Source organism: Streptomyces mutabilis, assembly GCF_046628145.1.
GTDB lineage: Bacteria > Actinomycetota > Actinomycetes > Streptomycetales > Streptomycetaceae > Streptomyces > Streptomyces mutabilis.
On sequence record NZ_CP176874.1, the window covers coordinates 3,132,501 to 3,155,980 of the forward strand.

The 23,480-nt window shown below is 72.4% G+C and carries 18 protein-coding genes and 1 rRNA gene (1 of these 19 only partly in view); 5 read left to right on the forward strand and 14 right to left on the reverse strand.

The features are described from left to right. Both ACLIN4_RS13870 and ACLIN4_RS13875 read right to left on the reverse strand, forming a co-directional pair. Window positions 1-292, reverse strand: a 16S ribosomal RNA gene (locus ACLIN4_RS13870); it reaches 1,236 nt to the left of the window's first position. Between the two features lie 559 nt (window positions 293-851). Beyond that, the gene (locus ACLIN4_RS13875) at window positions 852-1,859 is read right to left on the reverse strand and encodes a stage II sporulation protein M (RefSeq protein ID WP_411575831.1); all 1,008 of its coding nucleotides are present in this window, start codon (window positions 1,857-1,859) and stop codon (window positions 852-854) included. A 126-nt stretch (window positions 1,860-1,985) separates the two neighbouring features. On the opposite strand from ACLIN4_RS13875, the gene ACLIN4_RS13880 reads away from it, so the two are divergent. Beyond that, window positions 1,986-2,954, forward strand: a complete 969-nt coding sequence (locus ACLIN4_RS13880) for an RDD family protein (RefSeq protein ID WP_382024002.1) — start codon at window positions 1,986-1,988, stop codon at window positions 2,952-2,954. 52 nt (window positions 2,955-3,006) lie between these two features. Here ACLIN4_RS13880 and ACLIN4_RS13885 read toward each other — a convergent pair whose 3' ends face one another. From ACLIN4_RS13885 to ACLIN4_RS13925, 9 genes are all read right to left on the reverse strand, one after another. Then, window positions 3,007-3,621, reverse strand: coding sequence for a hypothetical protein (locus ACLIN4_RS13885; RefSeq protein WP_107480145.1), 615 nt, complete (start codon window positions 3,619-3,621; stop codon window positions 3,007-3,009). A 116-nt stretch (window positions 3,622-3,737) separates the two neighbouring features. Beyond that, on the reverse strand, window positions 3,738-5,195 hold the full coding sequence (gene ahcY, locus ACLIN4_RS13890) for an adenosylhomocysteinase (protein WP_100049659.1): 1,458 nt from the start codon (window positions 5,193-5,195) through the stop codon (window positions 3,738-3,740). 338 nt (window positions 5,196-5,533) lie between these two features. Then, on the reverse strand, window positions 5,534-6,514 hold the full coding sequence (locus ACLIN4_RS13895) for a cation diffusion facilitator family transporter (protein WP_269957665.1): 981 nt from the start codon (window positions 6,512-6,514) through the stop codon (window positions 5,534-5,536). Between the two features lie 175 nt (window positions 6,515-6,689). Then, window positions 6,690-7,841, reverse strand: coding sequence for a mannose-6-phosphate isomerase, class I (manA, locus tag ACLIN4_RS13900; protein WP_411575832.1), 1,152 nt, complete (start codon window positions 7,839-7,841; stop codon window positions 6,690-6,692). A 62-nt stretch (window positions 7,842-7,903) separates the two neighbouring features. Beyond that, window positions 7,904-9,031 carry an SIS domain-containing protein gene (locus ACLIN4_RS13905; RefSeq protein ID WP_289908968.1) on the reverse strand — a complete coding sequence of 376 codons (1,128 nt, stop codon included), beginning with the start codon at window positions 9,029-9,031 and terminating at the stop codon, window positions 7,904-7,906. Between the two features lie 67 nt (window positions 9,032-9,098). Continuing rightward, on the reverse strand, window positions 9,099-9,269 hold the full coding sequence (locus ACLIN4_RS13910; protein WP_007450268.1) for a Trm112 family protein: 171 nt from the start codon (window positions 9,267-9,269) through the stop codon (window positions 9,099-9,101). A 337-nt stretch (window positions 9,270-9,606) separates the two neighbouring features. Next, the gene (locus ACLIN4_RS13915; RefSeq protein ID WP_107479536.1) at window positions 9,607-10,971 is read right to left on the reverse strand and encodes a phosphomannomutase/phosphoglucomutase; all 1,365 of its coding nucleotides are present in this window, start codon (window positions 10,969-10,971) and stop codon (window positions 9,607-9,609) included. Between the two features lie 135 nt (window positions 10,972-11,106). Further along, window positions 11,107-12,723 (reverse strand): L-lactate permease, encoded by a 1,617-nt coding sequence (locus tag ACLIN4_RS13920; protein ID WP_290012637.1) that lies wholly within the window; start codon window positions 12,721-12,723, stop codon window positions 11,107-11,109. A gap of 141 nt (window positions 12,724-12,864) precedes the next feature. Continuing rightward, window positions 12,865-13,287, reverse strand: coding sequence for a DUF3499 domain-containing protein (locus tag ACLIN4_RS13925; protein ID WP_043372338.1), 423 nt, complete (start codon window positions 13,285-13,287; stop codon window positions 12,865-12,867). Between the two features lie 378 nt (window positions 13,288-13,665). On the opposite strand from ACLIN4_RS13925, the gene ACLIN4_RS13930 reads away from it, so the two are divergent. After that, window positions 13,666-14,052, forward strand: a complete 387-nt coding sequence (locus tag ACLIN4_RS13930; protein WP_043377019.1) for a metallopeptidase family protein — start codon at window positions 13,666-13,668, stop codon at window positions 14,050-14,052. 84 nt (window positions 14,053-14,136) lie between these two features. Here ACLIN4_RS13930 and ACLIN4_RS13935 read toward each other — a convergent pair whose 3' ends face one another. The 3 genes from ACLIN4_RS13935 to ACLIN4_RS13945 form a co-directional block, all read right to left on the reverse strand. After that, the gene (locus ACLIN4_RS13935; RefSeq protein ID WP_411575833.1) at window positions 14,137-15,660 is read right to left on the reverse strand and encodes a DUF5719 family protein; all 1,524 of its coding nucleotides are present in this window, start codon (window positions 15,658-15,660) and stop codon (window positions 14,137-14,139) included. Next, on the reverse strand, window positions 15,657-19,436 hold the full coding sequence (locus tag ACLIN4_RS13940) for a glycosyltransferase (protein ID WP_411575834.1): 3,780 nt from the start codon (window positions 19,434-19,436) through the stop codon (window positions 15,657-15,659). Before ACLIN4_RS13940 ends, ACLIN4_RS13935 begins: the two co-directional genes overlap by 4 nt. A gap of 232 nt (window positions 19,437-19,668) precedes the next feature. Further along, a complete protein-coding gene (locus tag ACLIN4_RS13945) occupies window positions 19,669-19,932 on the reverse strand; it encodes a WhiB family transcriptional regulator (RefSeq protein ID WP_003975777.1) in 264 nt (87 codons plus the stop codon). Between the two features lie 689 nt (window positions 19,933-20,621). On the opposite strand from ACLIN4_RS13945, the gene ACLIN4_RS13950 reads away from it, so the two are divergent. The 3 genes from ACLIN4_RS13950 to ACLIN4_RS13960 are packed head-to-tail and all read left to right on the forward strand — an operon-like array spanning window position 20,622 to window position 23,437. Further along, on the forward strand, window positions 20,622-21,140 hold the full coding sequence (locus tag ACLIN4_RS13950; protein WP_411575835.1) for a cysteine dioxygenase: 519 nt from the start codon (window positions 20,622-20,624) through the stop codon (window positions 21,138-21,140). A 33-nt stretch (window positions 21,141-21,173) separates the two neighbouring features. Further along, window positions 21,174-22,133: a 2-phospho-L-lactate transferase gene (cofD, locus tag ACLIN4_RS13955; protein WP_100049688.1), complete on the forward strand. Its 960-nt coding sequence runs from the start codon at window positions 21,174-21,176 to the stop codon at window positions 22,131-22,133. Next, window positions 22,130-23,437, forward strand: a complete 1,308-nt coding sequence (locus ACLIN4_RS13960; RefSeq protein ID WP_107479539.1) for a coenzyme F420-0:L-glutamate ligase — start codon at window positions 22,130-22,132, stop codon at window positions 23,435-23,437. Before cofD ends, ACLIN4_RS13960 begins: the two co-directional genes overlap by 4 nt. The last annotated feature ends 43 nt before the right edge of the window (window positions 23,438-23,480 follow it).

The following is a 23,480-nucleotide window of genomic DNA, read 5'->3' on the forward strand; positions in this document are numbered from 1 at the left end:
CAGGCCGGCTACCCGTCGTCGCCTTGGTGAGCCATTACCTCACCAACTAGCTGATAGGCCGCGGGCTCATCCTGCACCGCCGGAGCTTTCGAACCTCGCAGATGCCTGCGAGGGTCAGTATCCGGTATTAGACCCCGTTTCCAGGGCTTGTCCCAGAGTGCAGGGCAGATTGCCCACGTGTTACTCACCCGTTCGCCACTAATCCCCACCCGAAGGTGGTTCATCGTTCGACTTGCATGTGTTAAGCACGCCGCCAGCGTTCGTCCTGAGCCAGGATCAAACTCTCCGTGAATGTTTACCGGTAATCCGGTGCACACACACGAGAGCGGAACGCCGGGAGGAATAGTCCCGACGTTCACAGCGTCCTCGCTGTGTTTTTCAAAGGAACCTCAACCCGATCGAACCGATCAGGTCGGGGTATCAACATATCTGGCGTTGACTTTTGGCACGCTGTTGAGTTCTCAAGGAACGGTCGCTTCCTTTGTACTCACCCTCTCGGGCTTTCCTCCGGGCGCTTCCCTTCGGTCTTGCGTTTCCGACTCTATCAGATCTTTCCGATCCGATTTCCTCGGTGCTTTCCAGGTTCTCGCTTTCGCGTTTCCCTTTCCGGCGGTTCCGACTTTATCAGAAGTTCGGAGCCGGTCTGACCGGCCGTTCATTTCCGATTCATCGGGAGAGTGCTTCGCCGGATTCTGTGATCCGGAGGAAGCCGATAGTTTCTCACCGTTGCCCTCTGCGGGGGCGAACCCCTCTACAGGCAACTGTTCGAATCTACCTCCCCGCTCGCTCCGTGTCAACGGCTCTTGCGGGAACGAAGAGGACAGTAGCAGCTCACTGGGTCCGGATGCACATCAGGCGGCCGTGGGCACGGTGGCGCTGCGCTCGAACGCCTCGACGTCGCCCGTGTCGCCGGCCCGCGCGGCACGTCCGCCCACGACATAGACGTAGGCGAGGAACGCCAGCTCGGCGACGACTCCGATGGTGATGCGGGCCCAGGTCGGCAGGCCGGAGGGAGTGACGAAACCTTCGATGGCGCCGGAGACGAACAGGACCAGGGCGAGTCCGATCGCCATGCCGATGGCGGCCCGGCCCTCCTCCGCCAGTGCGGCGCGTCGGGTCCGGGGGCCGGGGTCGATGAGCGTCCAGCCGAGGCGGAGGCCGGTGCCGGCGGCCACGAAGACCGCGGTCAGTTCGAGCAGGCCGTGCGGGAGAACGAGCCCCAGGAAGGTGTCGAGACGGCCGGCCGACGACATGAGGCCGAAGCCGATGCCGAGGTTGAGCATGTTCTGGAACAGGATCCAGATGACCGGCAGGCCCAGGAAGACGCCCAGGATCAGGCAGAGCGCGGCCGCCCAGGCGTTGTTCGTCCAGACCTGTGCGGCGAAGGAGGCCGCGGGGTGGCTCGAGTAGTACGTCTCGTACTGGCCACCGGGGCGGGTGAGTTCGCGCAGTTCGCTGGGGGCCGCGATCGTTGACTGCACTTCCGGGTGCGTGCCGATCCACCAGCCCAGGAGCGCCGCGACGGCGGTCGACAGGAGAGCGGTGGGGACCCACCAGTGACGGGCCCGGTAGACGGCGGCCGGGAACTGCTGGGTGAGGAAGCGGGTGACGTCGCGCCAGGAGGCCCGCCGGGTGCCGGTCACGGCACTGCGCGCGCGGGCCACCAGTTGGCTGAGCCGGCCGGTCAGCTGCGGGTCCGGGACGCTGGACTGGATGAGGGACAGGTGGGTGGCGGTGCGCTGGTAGAGGGCGACGAGTTCGTCGGTCTCGGCGCCGGTCAGTCGACGCCGGCGCCGGAGCAGGGCGTCGAGGCGGTCCCACTCCGCGCGGTGGGCGGAGACGAAGACGTCGAGGTCCATCGGTGTGCCTGCTCCTCGGCTATCGTCGGCGGCTCGTCGTGGATCAGCTTGTCGTACTGCGGCGTGGCGCGTCCTCAGCTTGGCAGACTGGCGGGGACGGGGGCGGTCAGGGGAAGGGCGGCAGGCGTGAGTGAGCTGGTGACGGGCGAGGCGGTGGCGCTGGAGCTGCGTCCCGCCAGGCTGCCCAGCAGGGCGCTGGCCGTCCTGCTCGACCTGGCGGTGGCGGTGGCCGTCTATGTGGCGGTGACCATCGTGCTGGTGGCTTCCACCGCATCCCTGGACGTGGCGGCGCAGACCGCGCTGTCGATCGCGGCCTTCGTCCTCGTCCTGGTGGGCGGGCCGATCGCGGTGGAGACGCTCAGCCACGGGCGGTCGCTAGGGAAGATGGCCTGCGGGCTCAGGGTGGTGCGGGACGACGGCGGGCCGATCCGGTTCCGGCACGCGCTGGTGCGGGGCCTGATCGGGGTGATCGAGATCCTCATGACGTTCGGTGTCGTCGCCTGTATCGCTTCGCTGGTGTCGGCGCGGGGACGGCGGCTCGGGGACGTTTTCGCGGGGACCCTGGTCGTTCGGGAGCGGGTTCCGGTTCCGGCGGTGGGCTTCATGCCGCCGCCTCCGCCCTGGCTGGCCGGGCGGTTCTCGGGGCTCGACCTGTCCGCGGTGCCCGACGATCTGTGGCTTGCCGTGCGTCAGTACCTGACGCGCATGGGGCAGCTGGATCCCCGGGTCGGCTGGGCGATGGCGGAGCGGCTCGCGGCGGACGTGGCGGCCCGGACGGGGGCTCCGGCGCCGCGGGAGGTACCGCCGGCCGCGTATCTGGCGGCGATGATGCACGAGCGGCAGGCTCGGGAGGCCCGGCGGACCTTCGGGAGTGCGCAGCCGGTCGGGGGTGCGCCCGCGGCCGGGGGACCGCCGGTGACGGAGCCCGCGGCTTCTGCCCCGTCGGCCGCCTACCCGATGACGCCGCCGGTTCCGCCGACGGCAGCGCCTCCCGCGGCGCCGCCGAGCGCTCCTTCGCGGCCGGCCGGGCCCGAGGCGTCGCGGGACACGGCTTCGGACGGTCGGTCCGGTACGGGGTTCGTGCCACCGGCGTAGTGGGCGGTGCGGGTGTCTTCGGGTGGTGCCGCAGCGGTGGCGTCCGAGGGGCTCACGGGAAGACGGTCGGCGGCGACTCCAGGTCCTCCAACTCGATGCCGGGGGCCGCGAGTACGACGTCACCGGCGATGTGCACGGCGTGCTGCTCTCCCGTGTCCAGGGCTGTGACCTGGTATTCGTCCACGGTGAGGGGGCCGTTGTCAGTGGCGTGTGCTTCTCTGTTCACCAGGGCCCAGGACTGGTCCACGGTGCGGGGGGCGAGGACCGGATCCGTGAGGGCGACGAGGCGTACGCGGGTGGCCGCGGCGGAGGGGGTGAGGCGCAGGAGACGGGTGACGGCGACGAGGAAGGCCGGGGAGGTGCCGGTGAAGGCGTGGGCGCGCGCATTGCCTTCGGTGGCGTGGACTCCGGTGGGGTCGGTACGGACCCAGGTGACGCCGTCGATGGCGGCGCCCCGGACCTGCCAGTCCGCGGCGTGGAGTTCGAGGCGGATGGGGCGGCCGAGTTCGTCCAGGGCGAGATCGACGGAGCCGTGGTGGTCGCCGGTGGGCGTGGTCAGCCGGGATACGTAGCGCCAGCCGGAGGGGCCGGGGGCGCACTGGAAGTGTTCTTCCGCGAGGGGGGTGTGGTCGTGCGGATCGTGGAGCGAATATCGGCCGCGGGGCATGGAGGTCCTGAGTGGTGACGGGCTGCTGGTCCGGCCGCTGAGGCGCCAACGGGGCAGGCCCCCGGCACGGGGGTGCGGGGGCCTGTCTCGGAGGTGCCGTCGGGGCTCGGTAGGGCTCAGTAGCGGTAGTGGTCCGCCTTGTACGGGCCCTCGACCTTGACGCCGATGTACTCGGCCTGCTCCGGACGGAGCGTGGTCAGCTTGACGCCGAGGGCGTCGAGGTGGAGGCGGGCGACCTTCTCGTCCAGGTGCTTGGGCAGCACGTAGACGTCGGTCGGGTACTCGTCGGGCTTGGTGAACAGCTCGATCTGGGCCAGGGTCTGGTCCGCGAAGGAGTTGGACATCACGAACGACGGGTGGCCGGTCGCGTTGCCCAGGTTCAGCAGGCGGCCCTCGGACAGCACGATGAGGACCTTGCCGTCGGGGAAGGTCCAGGTGTGGACCTGCGGCTTGACCTCGTCCTTGACGATGCCGGGGATCTTGGCGAGGCCGGCCATGTCGATCTCGTTGTCGAAGTGGCCGATGTTGCCGATGATCGCCTGGTGCTTCATCTTGGCCATGTCCGAGGCCATGATGATGTCCTTGTTGCCCGTCGTGGTGACGAAGATGTCGGCCTTGTCGACGACCTCGTCCAGCGTCGTGACCTGGTAGCCGTCCATCGCCGCCTGCAGCGCGCAGATCGGGTCGATCTCGGTGACGATCACGCGGGCGCCCTGGCCGCGCAGCGACTCCGCGCAGCCCTTGCCCACGTCGCCGTAGCCGCAGACGACCGCGGTCTTGCCGCCGATGAGGACGTCGGTGGCGCGGTTGATGCCGTCGATCAGGGAGTGGCGGCAGCCGTACTTGTTGTCGAACTTCGACTTCGTCACCGCGTCGTTGACGTTGATCGCCGGGAACAGCAGGGTGCCGTCGCGATGCATCTCGTACAGGCGGTGGACGCCGGTCGTGGTCTCCTCGGTCACGCCGCGGATCTCGGACGCCAGCTGGGTCCACTTCTGCGGGCTCTCGCTTACCGTGCGGGTGAGGAGTTCGAGGATGACGCGGTGCTCGTCGGACTCGGCGGTGTCGACCGAGGGGACCTTGCCGTCCTTCTCGTACTCGACGCCCTTGTGGACCAGGAGGGTGGCGTCACCGCCGTCGTCCAGGATCATGTTCGGGCCGCCGGTGGGGGTGTTCGGCCAGGTCAGGGCCTGCTCCGTGCACCACCAGTACTCCTCGAGCGTCTCGCCCTTCCAGGCGAAGACCGGGACGCCCTGCGGGTTGTCGGGCGTGCCGTTCGGGCCGACGGCGATGGCGGCCGCGGCGTGGTCCTGGGTGGAGAAGATGTTGCAGGAGGCCCAGCGGACCTCGGCGCCGAGGGCGACCAGGGTCTCGATGAGCACGGCGGTCTGCACGGTCATGTGCAGGGAGCCGGTGATGCGGGCGCCGGCGAGGGGCTGGGCCTCGGCGTATTCCTTGCGGATCGCCATCAGGCCGGGCATCTCGTGCTCGGCGAGGGTGATCTCCTTGCGGCCGAAGGCGGCCAGGGAGAGGTCGGCGACCTTGAAGTCCTGTCGGTTGTCGACAGTCGTCATTGCGAGCTGCTCCTCGGGGTTGGGTCGAGGTGGGTACGGCTGACCTGCGCGGCGGCGGACACAGGGGTGCCCAGAAGAGGACACAGGCATGCCCGCGTACGCGCAGCGCAGTCCGTCGGAGGCCCTCTCTCCCTCGGCCGGCCCGTGTCCGGACCGCCCGACCGCCATCAGCAGCGACGTCTGGCTCCGTCCCAAGCTACACCGGTGGCGCCCGCCGTCCCCAGTCCGCCTCCGAACACTTCAGGACGTTCACGAAGGGTGACGGGACTGTGCTGGGGAGGAAAGCCGACGGGCCCGCCGAGTGGATCGGCGGGCCCGGTGGTGCGGGAGGCGCGAGGTCAGTGGGCGGCGGGGGGCGTGCTCGGGCCGCCGGGGGTGGCCTCGCGGTCCGGGCCCTTGGCGGCCTCGGTCTCGCTGTAGATGTCCGGTTCCAGGTAGATGACGCGGGCGATCGGGACGGCCTCGCGGATGCGGGATTCGGCGGCGTCGATGGCGGCGGCGATCTCGGTGGCCGTGCCGTCGTGACGGACGGCGATCTTGGCGGCGACGAGCAGTTCCTCGGGGCCGATGTGGAGCGTGCGCATGTGGATGACACCGGTGACGGTGTCGCCCGCGACGATCGCCGCCTCGATCTGCTGGACGGCCTCGGTGCCCGCGGCCTCGCCGAGCAGCAGGGACTTGGTCTCGGCGGCCAGGACCAGCGCGATGAGGATGAGCAGCACGCCGATGCAGAGGGTGCCGATGCCGTCCCAGACGCCGTCACCGGTGAGCAGGGCCATGCCGACGCCGCCGAGGGCGAGGATCAGGCCGACGAGGGCGCCGAGGTCCTCCAGGAGGACGACCGGCAGCTCGGGGGCCTTGGCGTGGCGGACGAACTCCTTCCAGGACTTCTTCCCGCGCAGGGCGTTGGACTCCTTGATGGCGGTCCGGAAGGAGAAGGTCTCGGCGATGATCGCGAAGACCAGGACGCCCACCGGCCAGTACCAGTGCTCGATCTCGTGCGGGTGCTTGATCTTCTCGTAGCCCTCGTAGAGGGCGAACATGCCGCCCACCGAGAAGAGGACGATGGAGACGAGGAAGGCGTAGATGTAGCGCTCTCGGCCGTAACCGAAGGGGTGTTGCGGGGTGGCGGCGCGCTGGGCGCGCTTGCCGCCGAGGAGCAGCAGTCCCTGATTGCCGGAGTCGGCGAGGGAGTGCACGGATTCCGCGAGCATCGACGACGACCCGCTGAAGACGAAGGCCACGAATTTCGCTACCGCGATCGAGAGGTTGGCGAGCAGTGCCGCCACGATCGCCTTGGTCCCGCCTGACGCGCTCATGTGTCGCGTTGTCCCTTCGCCTTCATCTGCTTCGTCTGCGTCCGTACGCCGGTGGGGGCGCGGCCGGTGATCGGCTTTGCCCCACCTTTGCGGTGCGCCATTGTTGCAGCCCGCGCGGGCCTCGACGTGCCGGATGCCCCGTCGAGCGCTCCTCAGACACGCAACGGACCCCGTGTCAGAGGCGCACGGTCGCCCGGAAGAGCGTGCCGGTTCCGGACACGTCGGCCTTTTCACCTGCCGGGACGAAGACGGAACGGCCGGGCAGCAGTTCGTGTTCGCCCGCCTGTACGGTGCCCGCCGTGCAGAGCAGGATCTGCGGGGTGGGCAGGGTGAGGTCGTGGGTGGCGGCGCCCTCGGGGAGGACGTACCGGGACAGACGGAACTCGTCGATCGGGGTGTCGTAGACCTCTTCGCCGTCGGGGGACGCCTCCGGGCGCAGGACGCCGGGGTCGCCGGCCTCGAAGCGGACGATGCGCAGCAGTTCGGGGACGTCGACGTGCTTGGGGGTGAGGCCGCAGCGCAGGACGTTGTCGGAATTGGCCATGATCTCGACGCCGAGGCCGTCGAGGTAGGCGTGCGGGATGCCGGCGCCGAGGTAGAGGGCCTCACCGGGCTGGAGCCGGACGTGGTTGAGGAGCATGGCGGCGAGGACGCCGGGGTCGCCCGGGTAGTGGTGGGCGATGTCGGCGTAGGGCGCGTAGGGGCCGCCGAGGCGGTCGCAGGCGGCCGCGGTCTCGGCGACGGTGCGGGACATCTCCTCGGGGTCGGCGGTGAGGATCGCGGTGAGGACCTCGCGCAGGGCGGCGTCCTCGGGATGGGCGCGCAGCAGGTCGACGTAGGGCTTGAGGGAGGCGATGCCCAGGCCGTCGAGGAGGTCGGCGGTCTCGGCGGGCGGGCGGAAGCCGCACAGGCCGTCGAACTCGGTGAGGGCGCAGATCAGTTCGGGCTTGTGGTTGGCGTCCTTGTAGTTGCGGTGCGGGGCGTCCAGGGGGACGCCGCGGCGCTCCTCGTCCTCGTAGCCGGCCCGGGCCTGCGCCAGGTCGGGGTGGACCTGGAGGGAGAGCGGGGCGCCGGCGGCGAGGAGCTTGAGGAGGAAGGGCAGCCGGGGGCCGAACTTGGCCGTGGAGGCGGCGCCCAGTTCCTTCTCGGGGTCGGCGTCGACGACGTCGGCGAGGGTGCCCCGGTCGGTGCGGGAGGGGGCGCCGGGGTGGGCGCCCATCCACATCTCCGCCTGCGGTTCGCCGGTCGGCTCGGTCCCGAGCAGGGCCGGGATCGCGGTGGTGGAGCCCCAGGCGTAGGGGCGGACGGTGTTGTCGAGGCGGTCCATGGGCTCTCTCTGCCGGTGCGTGTCCTGGGCGTACGGGGGTGTACGCGGTGGTGCGTACGAGATCAGGCGCCCGAGGCGAGCGCCAGGTAAACGGCGGCGAAATCCGTGATGGCGATCAGTTCGGCGAGGGTCTCCAGTTCGCCGCCCGCTTCGGGTTCCAGCTCGCTGATCGGCGTGTCGTGGCCGAGGGCCAGGTCACGGGCGGCGGGGGCGGCGGTGAGGCCGCCGATGGGGCGGTCGCGCAGGAGCACCACGCGCGCGTGCAGGGCCGGTGTCTCCTCGACGCGGTCGCGGAAGAAGTCGTCGGGGTCGGCGCCGGCGGCGAGCCGGCCGGCGAGCAGGGTGCTGTGCGCGTCGAGCGCCTCGGGGAGTTCGGACACGACGGCGGGGGTGCCGGACAGCTCGGCCAACGCGGCGGCGAAGCGGCGGCCGGCCGGTCCGGCGGAGGTGCCCTCGGTCCAGATGACCGGGAGGGAGTCGGCCAGCTCGGCGGCCAGGGTCTTGGCGGGGTTGCTGTAGGTCACGATGGCCGGACCGCAGCGCTCGGCGATGCGGTCGAGTCGGTCGGCGACCTTCTCGACGGCTTCGGGGGGCGCTTCGAGCAGGCCGGTGCGGTCGAGCAGCGCGAGGAGCGGGGTGAGCAGCGCCCACAGCACGCCGGGGGCGGCGCCGGCGAGGGGTTCGTCGTGGTCGTAGGGCGCGGTCGCCATGGGGATGAACAGGCCGTGCGAGGCGCTCACCGACTCGCTGAGCGGGGAGCGGGCGGGGGCTACGGCTACGACCGTGCAGCCCCGGCGGTAGGCCTGTTCGGCGAGGAGGGCGAGGCCCGGCTCGGTGCCGTCGGGGGTGGCGATGAGCAGGAGGTCGACGGAGCCGGTCCAGCCGGGCAGTTCCCAGCGCAGGGCACCCGCGGCGGGGGCGACGCCGGTGGGGGCGAGGCGGGTGACGGGGCTGCCGGCGCCCGCGAGGGTGCCGAGGAGGTCGGCGGCGTGGGTGGCGGCGGCGCCGGGTCCGGCGATGAGGACGGCGCGGGGGCGGCCGTCCGGCTTGAGGTTGCCGACGCCGGCCTCGGCGGCGTGCCGGGCGGCGGTGCGTACGCGGGCACCGGCCTCGGCGGCGCCGCGCAGGAGGCCGCGGCGGTCGGCGTCCGTGAGGCGCTCCGGGGAGTCGAGGAGCGTTTCGTCGAGCATGGCGGCTGTCTCCGATCGCCGGGAGCGTTCGTCGGGGTGCGCGGCGGGATGGCGGCGGACCGTCCGGCTACTCGGGGCGGCGGGCCTCGTCGACGAGGAGGACGGGGATGCCGTCGCGCACCGGGTACGCCAGGCCGCAGTCCTGGCCGGTGCAGATCAGCTCGGCGTCCTGCTCCTTGAGGGGGGCGTGGCAGGCCGGGCAGGCGAGGATCTCCAGGAGGCCGGCTTCGAGCGGCATGGGGGTTCCCTTCGGGGGCGGTTGGGCTTGTGTGGATGTGCTGGTCAGGGTACCGCCGGTGTGGGGGCGGGTGCGTGGGTACGGAGCGGGCTGGGCGGGCACCGGCGTGGGTGGGGCCGGGTGGGGCGGCGGCCCGGCGCTGCGGGGTGCCCGGGCGTCGGTGCGGGCCGGGGGGCGCGCTGCCCGGCGCTGCGGGGTGCCTCCCCCACTCTCGGCTTCGCTCGAGCGGGGGGACCCCCACCGCCCACCCGTGCCGCCCTGGGGGTACCTCCCAGGCCGTTCAGGCACTGGGGGAGGCACGACTGCCCGCAGCTACGGCGGCAGGGCGGTTGGGGTGTCAGGCGCGGATGATGGCCAGGGCCTCGTCGCGCACCTTCGTCATCGTCGCCTCGTCGCGAGCCTCCGCGTTCAGGCGGAGCAGGGGCTCGGTGTTGGACGGGCGGACGTTGAACCACCAGTCGGCCGACGTCACGGTGAGGCCGTCGAGGTCGTCCAGGGTGACGTCGTCGCGGCCCTCGTAGGCGGCCCTGATCGCGGCGAGGCGGTCGGTCTGGTCGGCGACGGTGGAGTTGATCTCGCCGGAGCCCGCGTAGCGGTCGTACTGGGCGACCAGGGCGGACAGGGTGCCCGGCTGGCCGCCGAGGGCGGCGAGGACGTGGAGGGCGGCCAGCATGCCCGTGTCGGCGTTCCAGAAGTCGCGGAAGTAGTAGTGCGCGGAGTGCTCGCCGCCGAAGATGGCGCCGGTCCTGGCCATCTCGGCCTTGATGAAGGAGTGGCCCACGCGTGTGCGTTCGGGCGTGCCGCCGTTCTCCCGCACCACCTCCGGCACCGACCAGGAGGTGATCAGGTTGTGGATGACGGTGCCCTTGCCGCCGTTGCGGGCGAGCTCGCGGGCGGCCACGAGGGCGGTCACCGCGGACGGGGAGACCGGGTCGCCGTTCTGGTCGACGACGAAGCAGCGGTCGGCGTCGCCGTCGAAGGCGAGGCCGAGGTCGGCGCCCTCCTCGCGGACGCGCTTCTGGAGGTCGACGAGGTTGGCCGGGTCGAGCGGGTTGGCCTCGTGGTTGGGGAAGGTGCCGTCCAGCTCGAAGTACATCGGCACGAGGTCGAGGGGCAGTCCGGCGAAGACGGAGGGGACGGTGTGGCCGCCCATGCCGTTGCCCGCGTCGACGACCACCTTCAGGGGGCGGATGGCGGTGAGGTCGACGAGGGAGCGCAGGTGGGCGGCGTAGTCGGCGAGGGTGTCGCGGCGGGTGACCGTGCCGGGGCGGGCGGCCGGCTCCGGGGCGCCGGTCTCGCTCCAGCGCTCGACGAGCGTGCGGATCTCGGCGAGGCCGGTGTCCTGGCCGACGGGTGCGGCGCCCGCGCGGCAGAGCTTGATGCCGTTGTACTGCGCCGGGTTGTGCGAGGCCGTGAACATGGCACCCGGCAGGTCCAGCGCGCCGGACGCGTAGTAGAGCTGGTCGGTGGAGCACAGGCCGATCTCGGTGACGTCGGCGCCGCGGGCCGCCGCCCCGCGCGCGAAGGCGCCGGACAGGCCGGGCGAGGAGGGCCGCATGTCGTGGCCGACCACGACGGCGCCCGCGCCGGTCAGCTCGACGAAGGCCGCGCCGAACAGCTCGGCCAGCGACTCGTCCCACTGGTCCGGGACCACACCGCGTACGTCGTACGCCTTCACGATCTGCGACAGATCAGCAGCCACGGCCAACCTTCCTGAAAGTCCTGTCAGTGCCCACAAACTACCCGCAACCACCGACCGGGCGCCGGGCGGTTCCCGAAGGTCAGGGCAAGGTCGGGGACAGGGGCAGGGCAAGATCGGGGCAGAGGCAGGGCGAGGTCAGGGCAGCATCCAGCCCAGAACCGGCGTGGACTGTCCGACCACGATCAGGCACATGACCAGAAGCAGGCCGAGGCTCCACGGCAGCACCTTGCGCAGCAGGTCCCCTTCCCGGCCCGCGAGGCCGACGGCCGCGCAGGCGATGGTGAGGTTCTGCGGGGAGATCATCTTGCCGAGGACACCGCCCGAACTGTTCGCGGCGGCGAGCAGCTCCGGGGACAGGCCCGACTCCCGCGCGGCGGTCACCTGGAGGGCGCCGAAGAGCGCGTTGGCGGAGGTGTCGGAGCCGGAGACGGCGACACCGAACCAGCCCAGCACCGGCGACAGGAAGGCGAGTCCGGCACCGGCCGCCGCGACGAAGTGACCGATGGTGGCGGCCTGCCCGGAGAGGTTCATGACATAGGCGAGGGCCAGTACGGAGGTCACGGTGAGGATCGCGAACCGCAGCTCGTGCACGGTCGCGAGCCACTCCCTGACCGCCACGCGCGCGTGCACGCCGAGGACGACGGCCGTGGCGAGGCCGGCGAACAGCACGAGCGTGCCGCCGGTGGAGACGACCGGCAGGGAGAAGACGTTGCCGCCGACCGGATTCCCCTCGGGGTCGGCGACGTCCAGGAACGGCCAGTCGTACGTCTGGGTCGCCTTCGCCAGCCAGTCCTTGACCGCCGGGATCTGCGCGACGGAGAAGACGGCGACGATCAGCGCGTAGGGCGCGTAGGCGCGCACGATCTCCCGGCGCGGGTCCCGCTCGTCCAGTTCCTCGCTGCGTACGCCGGTGAGGACGGCCGCGCGTACGGGCTCGGCCGCGGGCCGGCGGGCCTGCGGCACGGCGACCAGGGCGCCGGCCCCCAGGAGCGCGGCGCCGATGTCGGCGAGCTGGGCGGAGACGTAGTTGGCGGCGACGAACTGGGCGACGGCGAAGGCCACGCCGCAGGCCAGCGCGGGCACCCAGGTCTCGCGCAGCCCGCGCCGTCCGTCCACGAGGGCGACCAGCAGCAGCGGCACGACGAGGGCCAGCAGCGGCGTCTGCCGGCCCACCACGGAGGCGACGTCGTCCAAGGGCAGCCCGGTGACCTGGGCCAGTGTCACCACGGGAGTGCCCATCGCGCCGAAGGCGACCGGGGCGGTGTTGGCGACGAGCGCGACGACCGCCGCTCGCACGGGGTCGAAGCCGAGCGCGACGAGCATGACGGAGCAGATGGCGACGGGAGCCCCGAACCCGGCGAGGGCCTCCAGGAGGGCGCCGAAGCAGAAGGCGACGACCAGGGCCTGGATGCGCGGGTCGTCGGACAACCGCCCGAAGGAGCGGCGCAGGATGTCGAAGTGCCGGGTGCGGACGGTCATCCGGTAGACCCACAGGGCGTTCACGACGATCCACAGGATGGGGAAGATGCCGAACACGGCGCCCTGTACGGCGCTGGAGGCCGTCTGGTCCAGTGGCATGCCGTAGGCGAGCCAGGCGACGAGCACGGCCGCCAGGAGGCCGGTGAGGCCCGCCAGGTGCGCCTTCATGCGGACGCCGCCCAGCAGGACGAGGACGATCACCAGGGGCAGGGCCGCCACCAGCGCCGACAGGCCGAGCGAGCCGGCGACGGGTTCCAGTTCCTGGACGTACACGGGCGCCTCCCCGGATTCCGCCATGCGAAAGCGATTTCTCGCGGCTCCCGGAATGGTCGTGTCCGCGACAAGGTCGCGTCAATGGGTGTGCAGTAAACGGATCTGCAGCAACGGTTCGGCGCGGAGGGGACCGGGGGTAGGTCAGTTGTCCGGCGAGCGCAGGACGCGCAGGTGGCCGCGGCGAGCGACCTCCATCGGGTCGGCCGTGCGGCGACCGCCGCCGGCCTCCGCCGCCCGCTCCTGGGGACGGGCCGCCTCGCGGACCGCGTTGGCGAGCGCCTCCAGGTCGTCACCGCTGGGGCGGGCCGGGGCCGAGCCGTCGAGGAGCCGGACGACCTCCCAGCCGCGCGGCGCGGTGAGGCGCTCGGAGTGCTCGGCGCACAGGTCGTAGCAGTGGGGTTCGGCGTAGGTGGCGAGCGGGCCGAGGACCGCGGTCGAGTCGGCGTAGACGTACGTCAGCGTCGCGACGGCGGGACGGCCGCAGGCGGTGCGCGAACAGCGACGTACAGGGCTCACGATGTTGGACGGTACCGCACTCTTGAGCGGGCCGCGACGACTCTCCACCAGGTCACACCACCGTGTCGTGGTGTGAAACGGCACACATGCCCCTCCGGGCGCCCCTCATTGACCTGCACGGACGACCTGGTACGGGATACCGGACGGGTTCATGAGCGGTCACTAAACGATGCGAACAGTGACATTTGCCTTGAGTTCGGCGGTCGCGGAGAGATACGGAATCGAGCCCAAGCTTGGCTGGAATGGTCATTCGGCGACACTCGCTGCGGAAGACCGCGCGGTGGGCCACGGCGCGCCCCGGTGTGCGTGTGCGGTCCCGCACGCCGAACCGGCGAGGACTACCCTTCACCAGTGATGGACAACCCCGTGACGCCCCGTGACGCCGACCGACCAGGGCCCCGCCGCCGTGATCGCCACGGCCGGGGCATGCGCGGCCCGATCGCGCCCCCTCAGGTACCGCTCGCCGCGAGCCGCGGCGAGGTGTTCGCGGACCTCGTACAGGACTCCGTGGAGCGCCTGGAACGGCGGTGGCCGCAGCTCGCCGACATCGACTTCCTCGTCCTCGACGTGCCGCGCCTGGACGGCGGTGGGGCCGCGGACGCGTGGAGCGACGAGGCCGTGCCGCTCGGCGGGGCGGTGCCCTCGCGGGACGGGCGGCGCGGACGGGTCGTCGTGTACCGGCGACCGGTCGAGATCCGGACCAAGGGGCGGGACGAGCGGGCGGCGCTGGTGCACGAGGTCGTCGTGGAGCAGGTGGCGGATCTGCTGGGGCTCACGCCGGAGACGGTGGATCCGCGGTACGGGGAGGATTGAGCGGGGCCTTCGGCCCGCGGGGGCGGGTGGCGCAGCCACGGCGGGACGGCGGATCGCTGTGGCTGTGGCTGTGTGAGGGTTCGCCTACTTCTGGAGGACCGACAGGTCCTCCTCCGCCTTCGGTACCGAGACCATGCCCCGGTCGTCCGGCAGGGTCTGGACCGTGAAGGACGCCACGTCGTCGTCCTCGCCGGTCAGGGTGCGGGAGGCGTACACCGGGCCGCCCGAGACCGTCTCGACCGTCAGGGCGTAGGTGCCCTCGAGTCCGGCCGGGACCGGTGCCTCGACGTTCTGGGTCGTCCCGCCCTTGATCGTGAACGTCTTGGTCGCCGTCGTCCCGCCCTCGGTGCCCGCCGACGCCGTGACCTTGACCTTCGCGGTCCGGTCCGGCGCGGCGACGGACAGCGTCGTGCTCTTGGCCCGGTTGTCCGCGGACGTCGCGCGGGCGGCGACCGGGTCGGAGGCCGGGATGAACGCCGACTCCTGCTCGCCGCCCTTGCCCCGGACCACCCGGACCGCGGCCACGACCGGCACCGCACCGCTCGTCGGCGTCAGCACGAGCGACCCCGCCTCGCCGCGCGTGATCTCGCCGAGGTCGACGCCGGTCGTCATGCCCGCCTTGACGTGCACCGTCTCGTGCCCGGCGGGAGTGATCAGCCCGGACGGCGAGGCGAGCCGCACCTTCAGGTCGGCGTCGCTGCCACCGGGCGTGAACAGCACCAGGCGTACGGATGTGGCGTCCTTGGGGATGCCCGGCAGCACCAGATCGCTCGCCGGATCCGCGGCGGCGGTCAGCCAGTCGCCGCCGGTCTTGTCGTCCAGGGCCTGGACCGCGGCCCCGAGCCGGCCGCTGCGCACGCCGACGTGCACGGTCACGTCGGTCTCCTCCACGTCGCTGAGCGTGGACAGCAGGAGGGACTCGCTGGAGTTCGGCGGGACGGTGATGCCCTCCCCCACCGTGGACTTCAGGGTGCCGTCCTTGCCGTAGAGCTCGATGTCGACGACGGCCGCGGAGTCGTCGGGGTTCGTGAGGTGCACGTAGTCGGTACGGCCGGCCGCCGTGCTGGCGCCCGGGAACCAGAACTCCGTGTCCGGTGCCGTGCAGTTGAGGCCCAGCAGTCCGCGGCCCGTCCCGGCGGCGACCTCGGTGGTCTGCTGAACGGTCCAGCCGGGGGCGTGGCTTCCGGCGGCGGTGCCGATCAGCGCGGGCGCGTCGCCGCCGGAGGTCTTGCCGGTGGCAGGCGTGCCGGGCTCCTTGGGCTGTACGACGGGCTCGCCGGTCTTGTCCCCGGACTTCTCCCCCTTGTCGTCCTTCTCCTCCCCCTTGTCGTCCTTCTCGCCCTCCGACTCGGCCGTCGCCGCCTCGAGTGCGGCCGTGCCCTTCTCGTCGGCGCCCTTGGTGACGGGCGTGAAGGAGGTGTATGACGTCTCGGCGAGGTCGGAGTTGCTGGGCGCCGGGCAGAGCAGGCCGGTGCGCTCCACGGGCAGTGTGGCGGCCGGCTCGGTGGTGACCGCGCCGGAGTCGCCGGGTGCCGAGACGGCCGCGAATCCGGTGACGGCGGCGAGCGCCGTGGCGCCCGCGAACAGGGACAGGGTGGTGCGCTTCACTGCTGGCTCCCGTCGGGACGCTCACTGCCGGTGCCGTGGGGGTGTCGGGGCTGGGAGGGGTCGTACGACGCGTCGTACCCGCCCTGGCCGTACGCCTGGCCGTAGGCGGGGTCGTACGCGCCGGCCCGGGACGGGTCGGACGGATCGCCGTAGGCGGCGTACGGGTCGTACTGGCCCGTCTCGAATCCACCGCCCTGGCCGTCCTGGCCGCCCTGGTAGGCGTTCGCCTGGTACGGGTCCCCTTGGTACTGCTGCTGTCCGTAGGCGCCCGCGTCGTAGTGCTGCGGGGCGCCTTGGTGCTGCTCGCCGCCGTACGCGCCGTAGGAGTCGTACTCGGCTGGGGCGTACGCCTCCTGGTCCCAGTCGCCGTAGCTCTGCTGCTGCGGGACGGGCACCGGGGCCTGCAAGGGCGTGACGGCGCCTTCTTCGTCCGCCGCCCCGGTCACCGCGTCGGTCTCGGCCGCCGCCTCCGCCTCGGCCTGGGCCCTCAGTCGCCGGGCCCGGCGTCCTTCGCCCTCGACGGCCGGCTCCGGGACGAGCGGCTCCTCGGGCAGGTCGTCGTCGACGTCACGGCGCCTGCCGGGCAGGGCGAGGACGACCAGGACGACGGCGAGGAGGCCCTGGGCCCACAGCCAGACGGTGTGGGTGAAGGGGGCGTCGTAGGTGACGTCCAGCTTCCCGCCCGCGGCGGGGAGTTCGAAGCCCTGGGCCCAGCCGTCGACCGTGGTGCGGGTGAGCGGCTTGCCGTCCAGGGTGGCCGTCCAGCCCTCGGCGGCGGTGTCGGCGAGGCGCAGCACGCGGCCCTCGGAGCCGGACGGGACCTCGGTGTGGATCTCGACGGGGCCGGCCGCCACGGGCTGCGGCTCACCGTCACCGCCGTCGGCGCCGTCCTCGGCACCCGCGCCGGACACGATGGTCGCGCGCGCCACTTCCTGGTCCACTCGCCACAGCCCGCTGCCGTCCTGCTGGCTGAGCCGGCTCAGACCTGGCGTGGCGTCCAGGACGCGGGTGACCTCGCGGGGCGCGCCCTTGTGGACGAGGACGTAACGCACGGCGAAGCCGCCGAGCTGGTCGGCCTGGTCGGCGCCGGAGCCGGCCACCAGGTTGGCGACGATCTTGTCGAGGCGGCTGTTCCCGCCGTCACCGGCGGCCAGTTCACCGTCGCCGAGTCGGGCGCCGGAACCGCGGACCAGCATGTAGCTCACGTGGGCAGCGGAGTCGCTGTCGAGGACGAGGGTGCGGGCCTGGTCGCGGGTGTGGCTCTCCTCGGCGACGAACGCCGGCACCTGGACGGGGTCGCGTCGCTCCAGGGGGCCGTCGGCGCCCCCGATCATCCAGCCGGCGGCGGCGATCAGCGGGCCGACGGCCGAGGCGAGGGCGATCAGCGCGGCGACCGGCTGGCGCCAGCCGAAGCTCTGCTCGGCCACGCGCGAGCGTGCCCCGTCGGCGCCGAGGGTCGCGGCGGCCAGGAGGGCGATGCCGTAGACGAGGGTGGCGGGTCCGGCCCAGGCGGAGCGGTTGGAGAGGACCGCGAAGACCAGGGCGACCAGGGCGACGGCCCAGGCCGTGCGGATGCCCAGTTGCCGTTCCGAGCGCAGCAGGGCGGCGAGTGCGGCCAGCACGATGCCGATGAGGACCAGCCCGCCGACGGTGCCCGGGCCGCCGGGGCTCGCGCCGAGCAGGTCGAGGGCGGAGGCGGCCGAGGTGCCGTGGTCGAGGCCCGCTTCGTCGAAGAAGCCGAACGGCAGCAGCGACAGGGACCAGGGCGCGAGGAGCAGCAGGGGGGTGCCGAGCTGGGCGAGGAAGCGCAGTCCGTACGCCGTGACGTCGCCGCGGCGCAGCACCAGGACGCCGGCCCCGAGGAGCAGCGCGATGGGCCACACGACGGGCGTGAAGGCGGTGGTGATCGTCAGCAGCAGGGCGTACGCCCAGGTGGCGCGCCAGCTGCCGCGAGCGGCGGAGGAGCCCGTCAGGCCGGCCGCCGCGGCGCCCGCGCGGGCGATGAGCGGGAGGAGCACGGCGAGGACGGCGGTGCCGATGCGTCCGCCGGCGAGGGCGCCGGTGGCGGCGGGCAGGAAGGCGTAGGCGACGGCCGCCCACGCGCGCAGCAGCCGGGAGGGGACGAGCGGGCGGGAGGCGAAGTACGCGGTGGCACCGGCCAGGGGCACCGAGCAGACCAGCAGCAGGGTGACCGCGAGCCCGGTGGAGCCGAGCAGCACCGAGGCGAGTACGGCGACGATCGCGAGGTAGGGCGGCGCGGAGGCGGTGCCGCCGGTGCCCACGGTGTGCCACGCGTCCGCGTACCGCGACCACAGCTCGCCGGCGCCGGCCGGGGCGGGCAGCAGCGCGCCGCCCGCCAGGGCACCGCCGCCGAACAGGGCGCGGCAGGCGAACAGGGAGACGAAAAGCAGCAGCAGGAAGAGCACCGGCCCGGGCTTGCGGGCGACCCGCTTGAGGCGGGAGAACTGCTCGACCTCGAGGAAGTCGGCGTCGTCGCCGCCCGGCCCGGACTCGATGGCGCCGCCGTGCCGTCCGGCGCCCGCGGCCGCCTCGGCGTCGGAGGCGCCGACGAGGTTGCCGGCGACCTGTTCGACGGTGACGCGGATGGTCGCGCCGGGCGGCGGGAACAGGGGGCGCAGTTCGTCCTTATCGACCTGCGGGCGCCCGCGTTCGCGCCGGGCGGCGAGGATGCGCTCGGGTCGCAGCAGGACGCCCAGCAGGCCGCGGATCTCGTCGAGGGCCTGGCCGGGAACCTTGCCGACGAGGTAGGCGAGGGTCCGCAGCAGGGTGCCGAGGACGATGCGCAGCAGCACCCAGGGCAGCGCGGCGGTGCGGGTGTTGACGAGGAGGGTGTGGACGGCGCCCGCCTTGTCCACCTTGTGCGGGGAGGCGGTGGTGCGGCCGGCGCAGTCGACGGTGCGGCGCTCGCGGGAGGCCGCCTCGGCGTGGCGCACGACCGCCTCGGGGGCGACGAGGACGCGCATTCCGGCGGCGTTCGCGCGCCAGCACAGGTCGACGTCGTCGCGCATCAGCGGCAGCCGGCGGTCGAACCCGCCGAGCCGTTCGAAGACGTCACGCCGGATCAGCATGCCGGCGGAGGAGACCGACAGGACGGACCGCACGTGGTCGTGCTGACCCTGATCCTGTTCGCGGCGGTCCAGGCCGGTCCAGCGGCGGCCGGAGTTGGCGATGGAGACGCCGACCTCCAGCAGCTGCCGGCGGTCGTACCAGCCGCGGAGCTTGGGGCCGACGACGGCGACGTCGTCACGCCCGAGTTCGTACTCGTTGTCCACGACGCGCAGCAGCTGGGCCAGGGCGTCGGGCTCGGGGGCGCAGTCGTCGTGCAGCAGCCACAGCCACTGCACCGGTTCTCCGTGGGGAAGTTCCGGCATGTCGTAGGCGTCGTCGCGCCAGGTGCGCGTGACGGGGTCCCAGCCGCTGGGCCGCTTCAGGTACGGCAGGTCCTCGGGAGTGAGGACGGGCGCGATGCGGACGGCCTCCTCGACGGCCTGGCCGAAGCCGGTGCGACGGGCGAGGTGGAGCACGTGGTCGTCGCCGAGGGCATCGGTGACGAGCCGGGCGGAGTCGTCGGCGCTGCCGGTGTCGGCGGCGACGGCGAACTGGACGGGGCGCTCCTGGCCGAGCAGCCCGGCGAGCGCGTCGGGCAGCCAGCGGGCTCCGTCGTGGGCGACGAGGACCGCGGTCACGACGTGACGCGGGAACTCAGGTGTGGCAGCGAGGTCTTGCTGGGCTGCCGTGTGGCTGTGCACGGACATCGAGGTACGGGCCCCGGTTCGGTGGACTGCGGTGGACGCCCGTGCCTGTTGGGGGTGGCGGGGCGTCTCGGACGAGCGCCCACACTATCGGCTGGGCACAAGGAGGGCCCGCCGCCTGTGGACAACCCACCCGTGAGGGGCCGTCAGCGCAGTTCACCGCCGCTCCGGCGGTCCTGCCGGGCCCGCTGTCCCGCTCTTCCTTCCGGTACTGCCCGCAGTCCCTGCCGTCGGGTCAGACGGCGGCCTTCTTCAGCCGACGGCGCTCCCGCTCGGACAGGCCGCCCCAGATGCCGAAGCGCTCGTCGTTGGCAAGGGCGTACTCGAGGCACTCGGAGCGGACCTCGCAGGCGAGGCAGACCTTCTTGGCCTCCCGGGTGGAGCCGCCCTTCTCGGGGAAGAAGGACTCGGGGTCGGTCTGGGCGCACAGTGCGCGCTCCTGCCAGCCGAGCTCCTCGTCCGCGTCGTCGACCAGCAGTTGCTGCACCAGCTCGGTCATGTGCGCCCCTCGTCTGTCTTTCGCGTCCCCGTGATCCAGCCGTTATCGATTCCGGCTGAACGACACGAGTGAAATTACAAGTGTGCTGCTCCGGGCGAGTCAAGCCGGGATCTGCTATTGGGCCCCTTATTCACTCTGCGGAACCAAGGCCCTGCGGAAAGTGTTCAAATCGGCATAAACCTCGGCATACCGACGAGACTCGCCAGGGCACCCACCCCGCGCAGAGCCCGCACCAGGAAGGACGTCCAGGCGTTCGATCCCGTTCCGATACACACGCCGAAGCGAAGCTGATCACATTCGGATCACGGGATCGCAACGGGGGTTGTGCGCCCGGCTTGTGCGCCATGTGTCCCGGAAGCCGCATGAGCAAACCTTTCACCTGCCAGATGAACCGGATGAGGTGAACCATGTCCCACATAACGGGCATCGAGTTGACAGTGCCGGTGTGAACCGCTGTCCTTGTGGGCATGCTCGCGAACTTGGCACTCACCTCGACCCGCACCGCCGGGTCCCACGGTGCTGCCCACGTTCGCCGCAGCTGTTGTTGCTGTTCCGGCTGTTGAGCCCACCGCGCTCCGGCCGTTTCCCGGGTCCACGCGACCCGGACGCCTGTCTCTTCCCGCCCCACCAGGGCGCTCTTCGCCAACCCGCTCCTCCCCGCACTCTTCCGCCGAGGAACCACCGCACCCATGAACAGCGACAGCGACCTCCAGATCGCCGGCGACATCCTCGAAGTCCCCCACCTCCTCCAGGCACCGCGCGAGCACCCGGCCACCGTCGCCGAGTTCGCCGGCCTGGTCCGTTCCCTGGCCGCCGACCCCTCCGCCTGGCGGCACCTCGTCCGGTACGACGCGACGACACGCTGGTACCACCGGCTGCGCACCGGACCCGGCTACGAGGTCTGGCTCCTGTCCTGGCTCCCCGGCCAGGGCAGCGGACGCCACGACCACGGCCCCTCCTCCGGCGTGTGGACCGTCCTGGAGGGCACCCTCACCGAGCACACCGAGCGCGGCACGCGCGCGTTGCGGCCGGGGACGCAGAAGGTGTTCGCCCCGGGGCACGCGCACGAGGTGGTCAACGACACGCTGGAGCCGGCGGTCAGCCTGCACGTCTACTTCCCCGCCCTCACCGACATGCCCATGCACTCCGCGCGGTGCTCGGCCACGACCGCGCGCGGGACGGACACCGGCGCGTTGACGACTGCCTGACGCTCTGTCGTACCCGCCTGCGAGACTGGGACCATGCGCATTGTGGTTCTGGCAGGCGGCATCGGCGGTGCCCGGTTCCTGCGTGGTCTGAAGCAGGCCGCGCCGGACGCGGACATCACGGTCATCGGCAACACCGGGGACGACATCCACCTCTTCGGGCTGAAGGTCTGCCCGGACCTCGACACGGTGATGTACACGCTCGGCGGCGGCATCAACGAGGAGCAGGGCTGGGGCCGGGCCGACGAGACCTTCCACCTCAAGGAGGAGCTCGCGGCGTACGGCATCGGGCCCGAGTGGTTCGGCCTGGGCGACCGTGACTTCGCCACGCACATCGTGCGGACGCAGATGATCACCGCCGGATATCCGCTGAGCGCGGTGACCGAGGCGCTGTGCGACCGCTGGAAGCCCGGGGTGCGCCTGATCCCGATGACCGACGACCGCGTGGAGACCCACGTGGCTGTCGAGCTCGACGGCGAGCGCAAGGCGGTCCACTTCCAGGAGTACTGGGTGCGGCTGCGGGCGTCGGTCCCCGCCGAGGCGGTCGTGCCGGTGGGCGCCGAGCAGTCCAAGCCGGCGCCCGGTGTGCTGGAGGCCATCGCGGAGGCGGACGTGATCCTCTTCCCGCCCTCCAACCCGGTCGTCTCGGTCGGCACGATCCTCGCCGTGCCCGGCATCCGGGAGGCGATCGCCGACGCCGGCGTACCGGTGGTCGGCCTCTCCCCGATCGTCGGCGACGCCCCCGTGCGCGGGATGGCCGACAAGGTCCTCGCCGCGGTCGGCGTGGAGTCCACCGCCGCCGCGGTCGCCGAGCACTACGGCTCGGGACTGCTCGACGGCTGGCTGGTCGACACGGTCGACGCGGAGTCCGTCACGCGCGTGAAGGCGGCCGGCATCCTCTGCCGTGCCGTCCCGCTGATGATGACCGACCTCGACGCGACCGCGCGGATGGCCCGGGAGGCGCTGACGCTGGCGGAGGAGGTGCGCGAGGCATGACCGACGCAGCCCCCGGCTACCGGGTCTGGGCCGTCCCCGGCCTGCCCGAGGTGGCGCCGGGCGACGACCTGGCCAAGCTGATCGCGGCGGCCGAGCCCGCCCTCGCCGACGGAGACGTGCTGCTCGTCACGTCCAAGATCGTGTCCAAGGCCGAGGGCCGCGTCGTCCAGGCCGACGACCGGGAGGCCGCGATCGACGCGGAGACGGTGCGGGTGGTGGCCCGGCGCGGCACGCTGCGCATCGTGGAGAACCGCCAGGGCCTGGTCATGGCCGCGGCCGGGGTGGACGCCTCCAACACCCCGTCCGGCACGGTCCTGCTGCTCCCCGAGGACCCGGACGCCTCCGCCCGCGCCGTCCGCGAGGGCCTGCGCGACGCACTGGGCGTCGACGTCGGCGTGGTCGTCACGGACACCTTCGGTCGCCCCTGGCGCGCCGGTCTCACGGACGTGGCGATCGGTGCCGCCGGCGTGCGGGTCCTGGACGACCTGCGCGGCGGCACGGACGCGCACGGGAACGCGCTCGGCGCCACCGTCGTGGCCACCGCCGACGAGCTGGCCGCCGCGGGCGACCTGGTCAAGGGCAAGGCCGCGGGACTGCCGGTGGCGGTCGTCCGGGGGCTCCCGCAGGTGGTGTCCGAGGACGACGGAGAGGGCGCCCGCGCGATGGTCCGCGGCGCGCGCGACGACATGTTCCGGCTGGGCACCTCCGAGGCGGTGCGCCAGGCGGTCACCCAGCGCCGTACGGTGCGGGCCTTCACGGACGAGCCGGTCGACCCCCAAGCCGTGCGCCGCGCGGTGGCGGCGGCGGTGACCGCGCCGGCGCCGCACCACACGACGCCGTGGCGTTTCGTCCTGCTGGAGTCGGCCGACTCCCGCACCCGCCTGCTGGACGCGATGCGGGACGCGTGGATCGCCGACCTCAGGCGGGACGGCAAGACCGAGGAATCCATCGCCAAGCGGATCAGGCGCGGCGACGTCCTGCGCAACGCGCCGTACCTGGTCGTCCCGTGCCTGGTCATGGACGGCTCGCACACCTACGGCGACGAGCGGCGCGACTCGGCCGAGCGGGAGATGTTCGTGGTCGCCACCGGCGCGGGCGTGCAGAACCTGCTCGTCGCGCTCGCCGGGGAGCGGCTCGGCTCCGCATGGGTCTCCTCGACGATGTTCTGCCGGGACGTCGTGCGGGAGGTGCTGGGACTGCCGGACGACTGGGACCCGATGGGCGCGGTCGCGGTCGGTCATCCCGCCGAGGAGCCGAAGGCGCGGCCGGAGCGGGACGCGGGGTCGTTCATCGAGGTGCGGTGAGGCGGCCGGCCGAGCCTCTACCCTCGTAGGGGCTCCCTTCTCC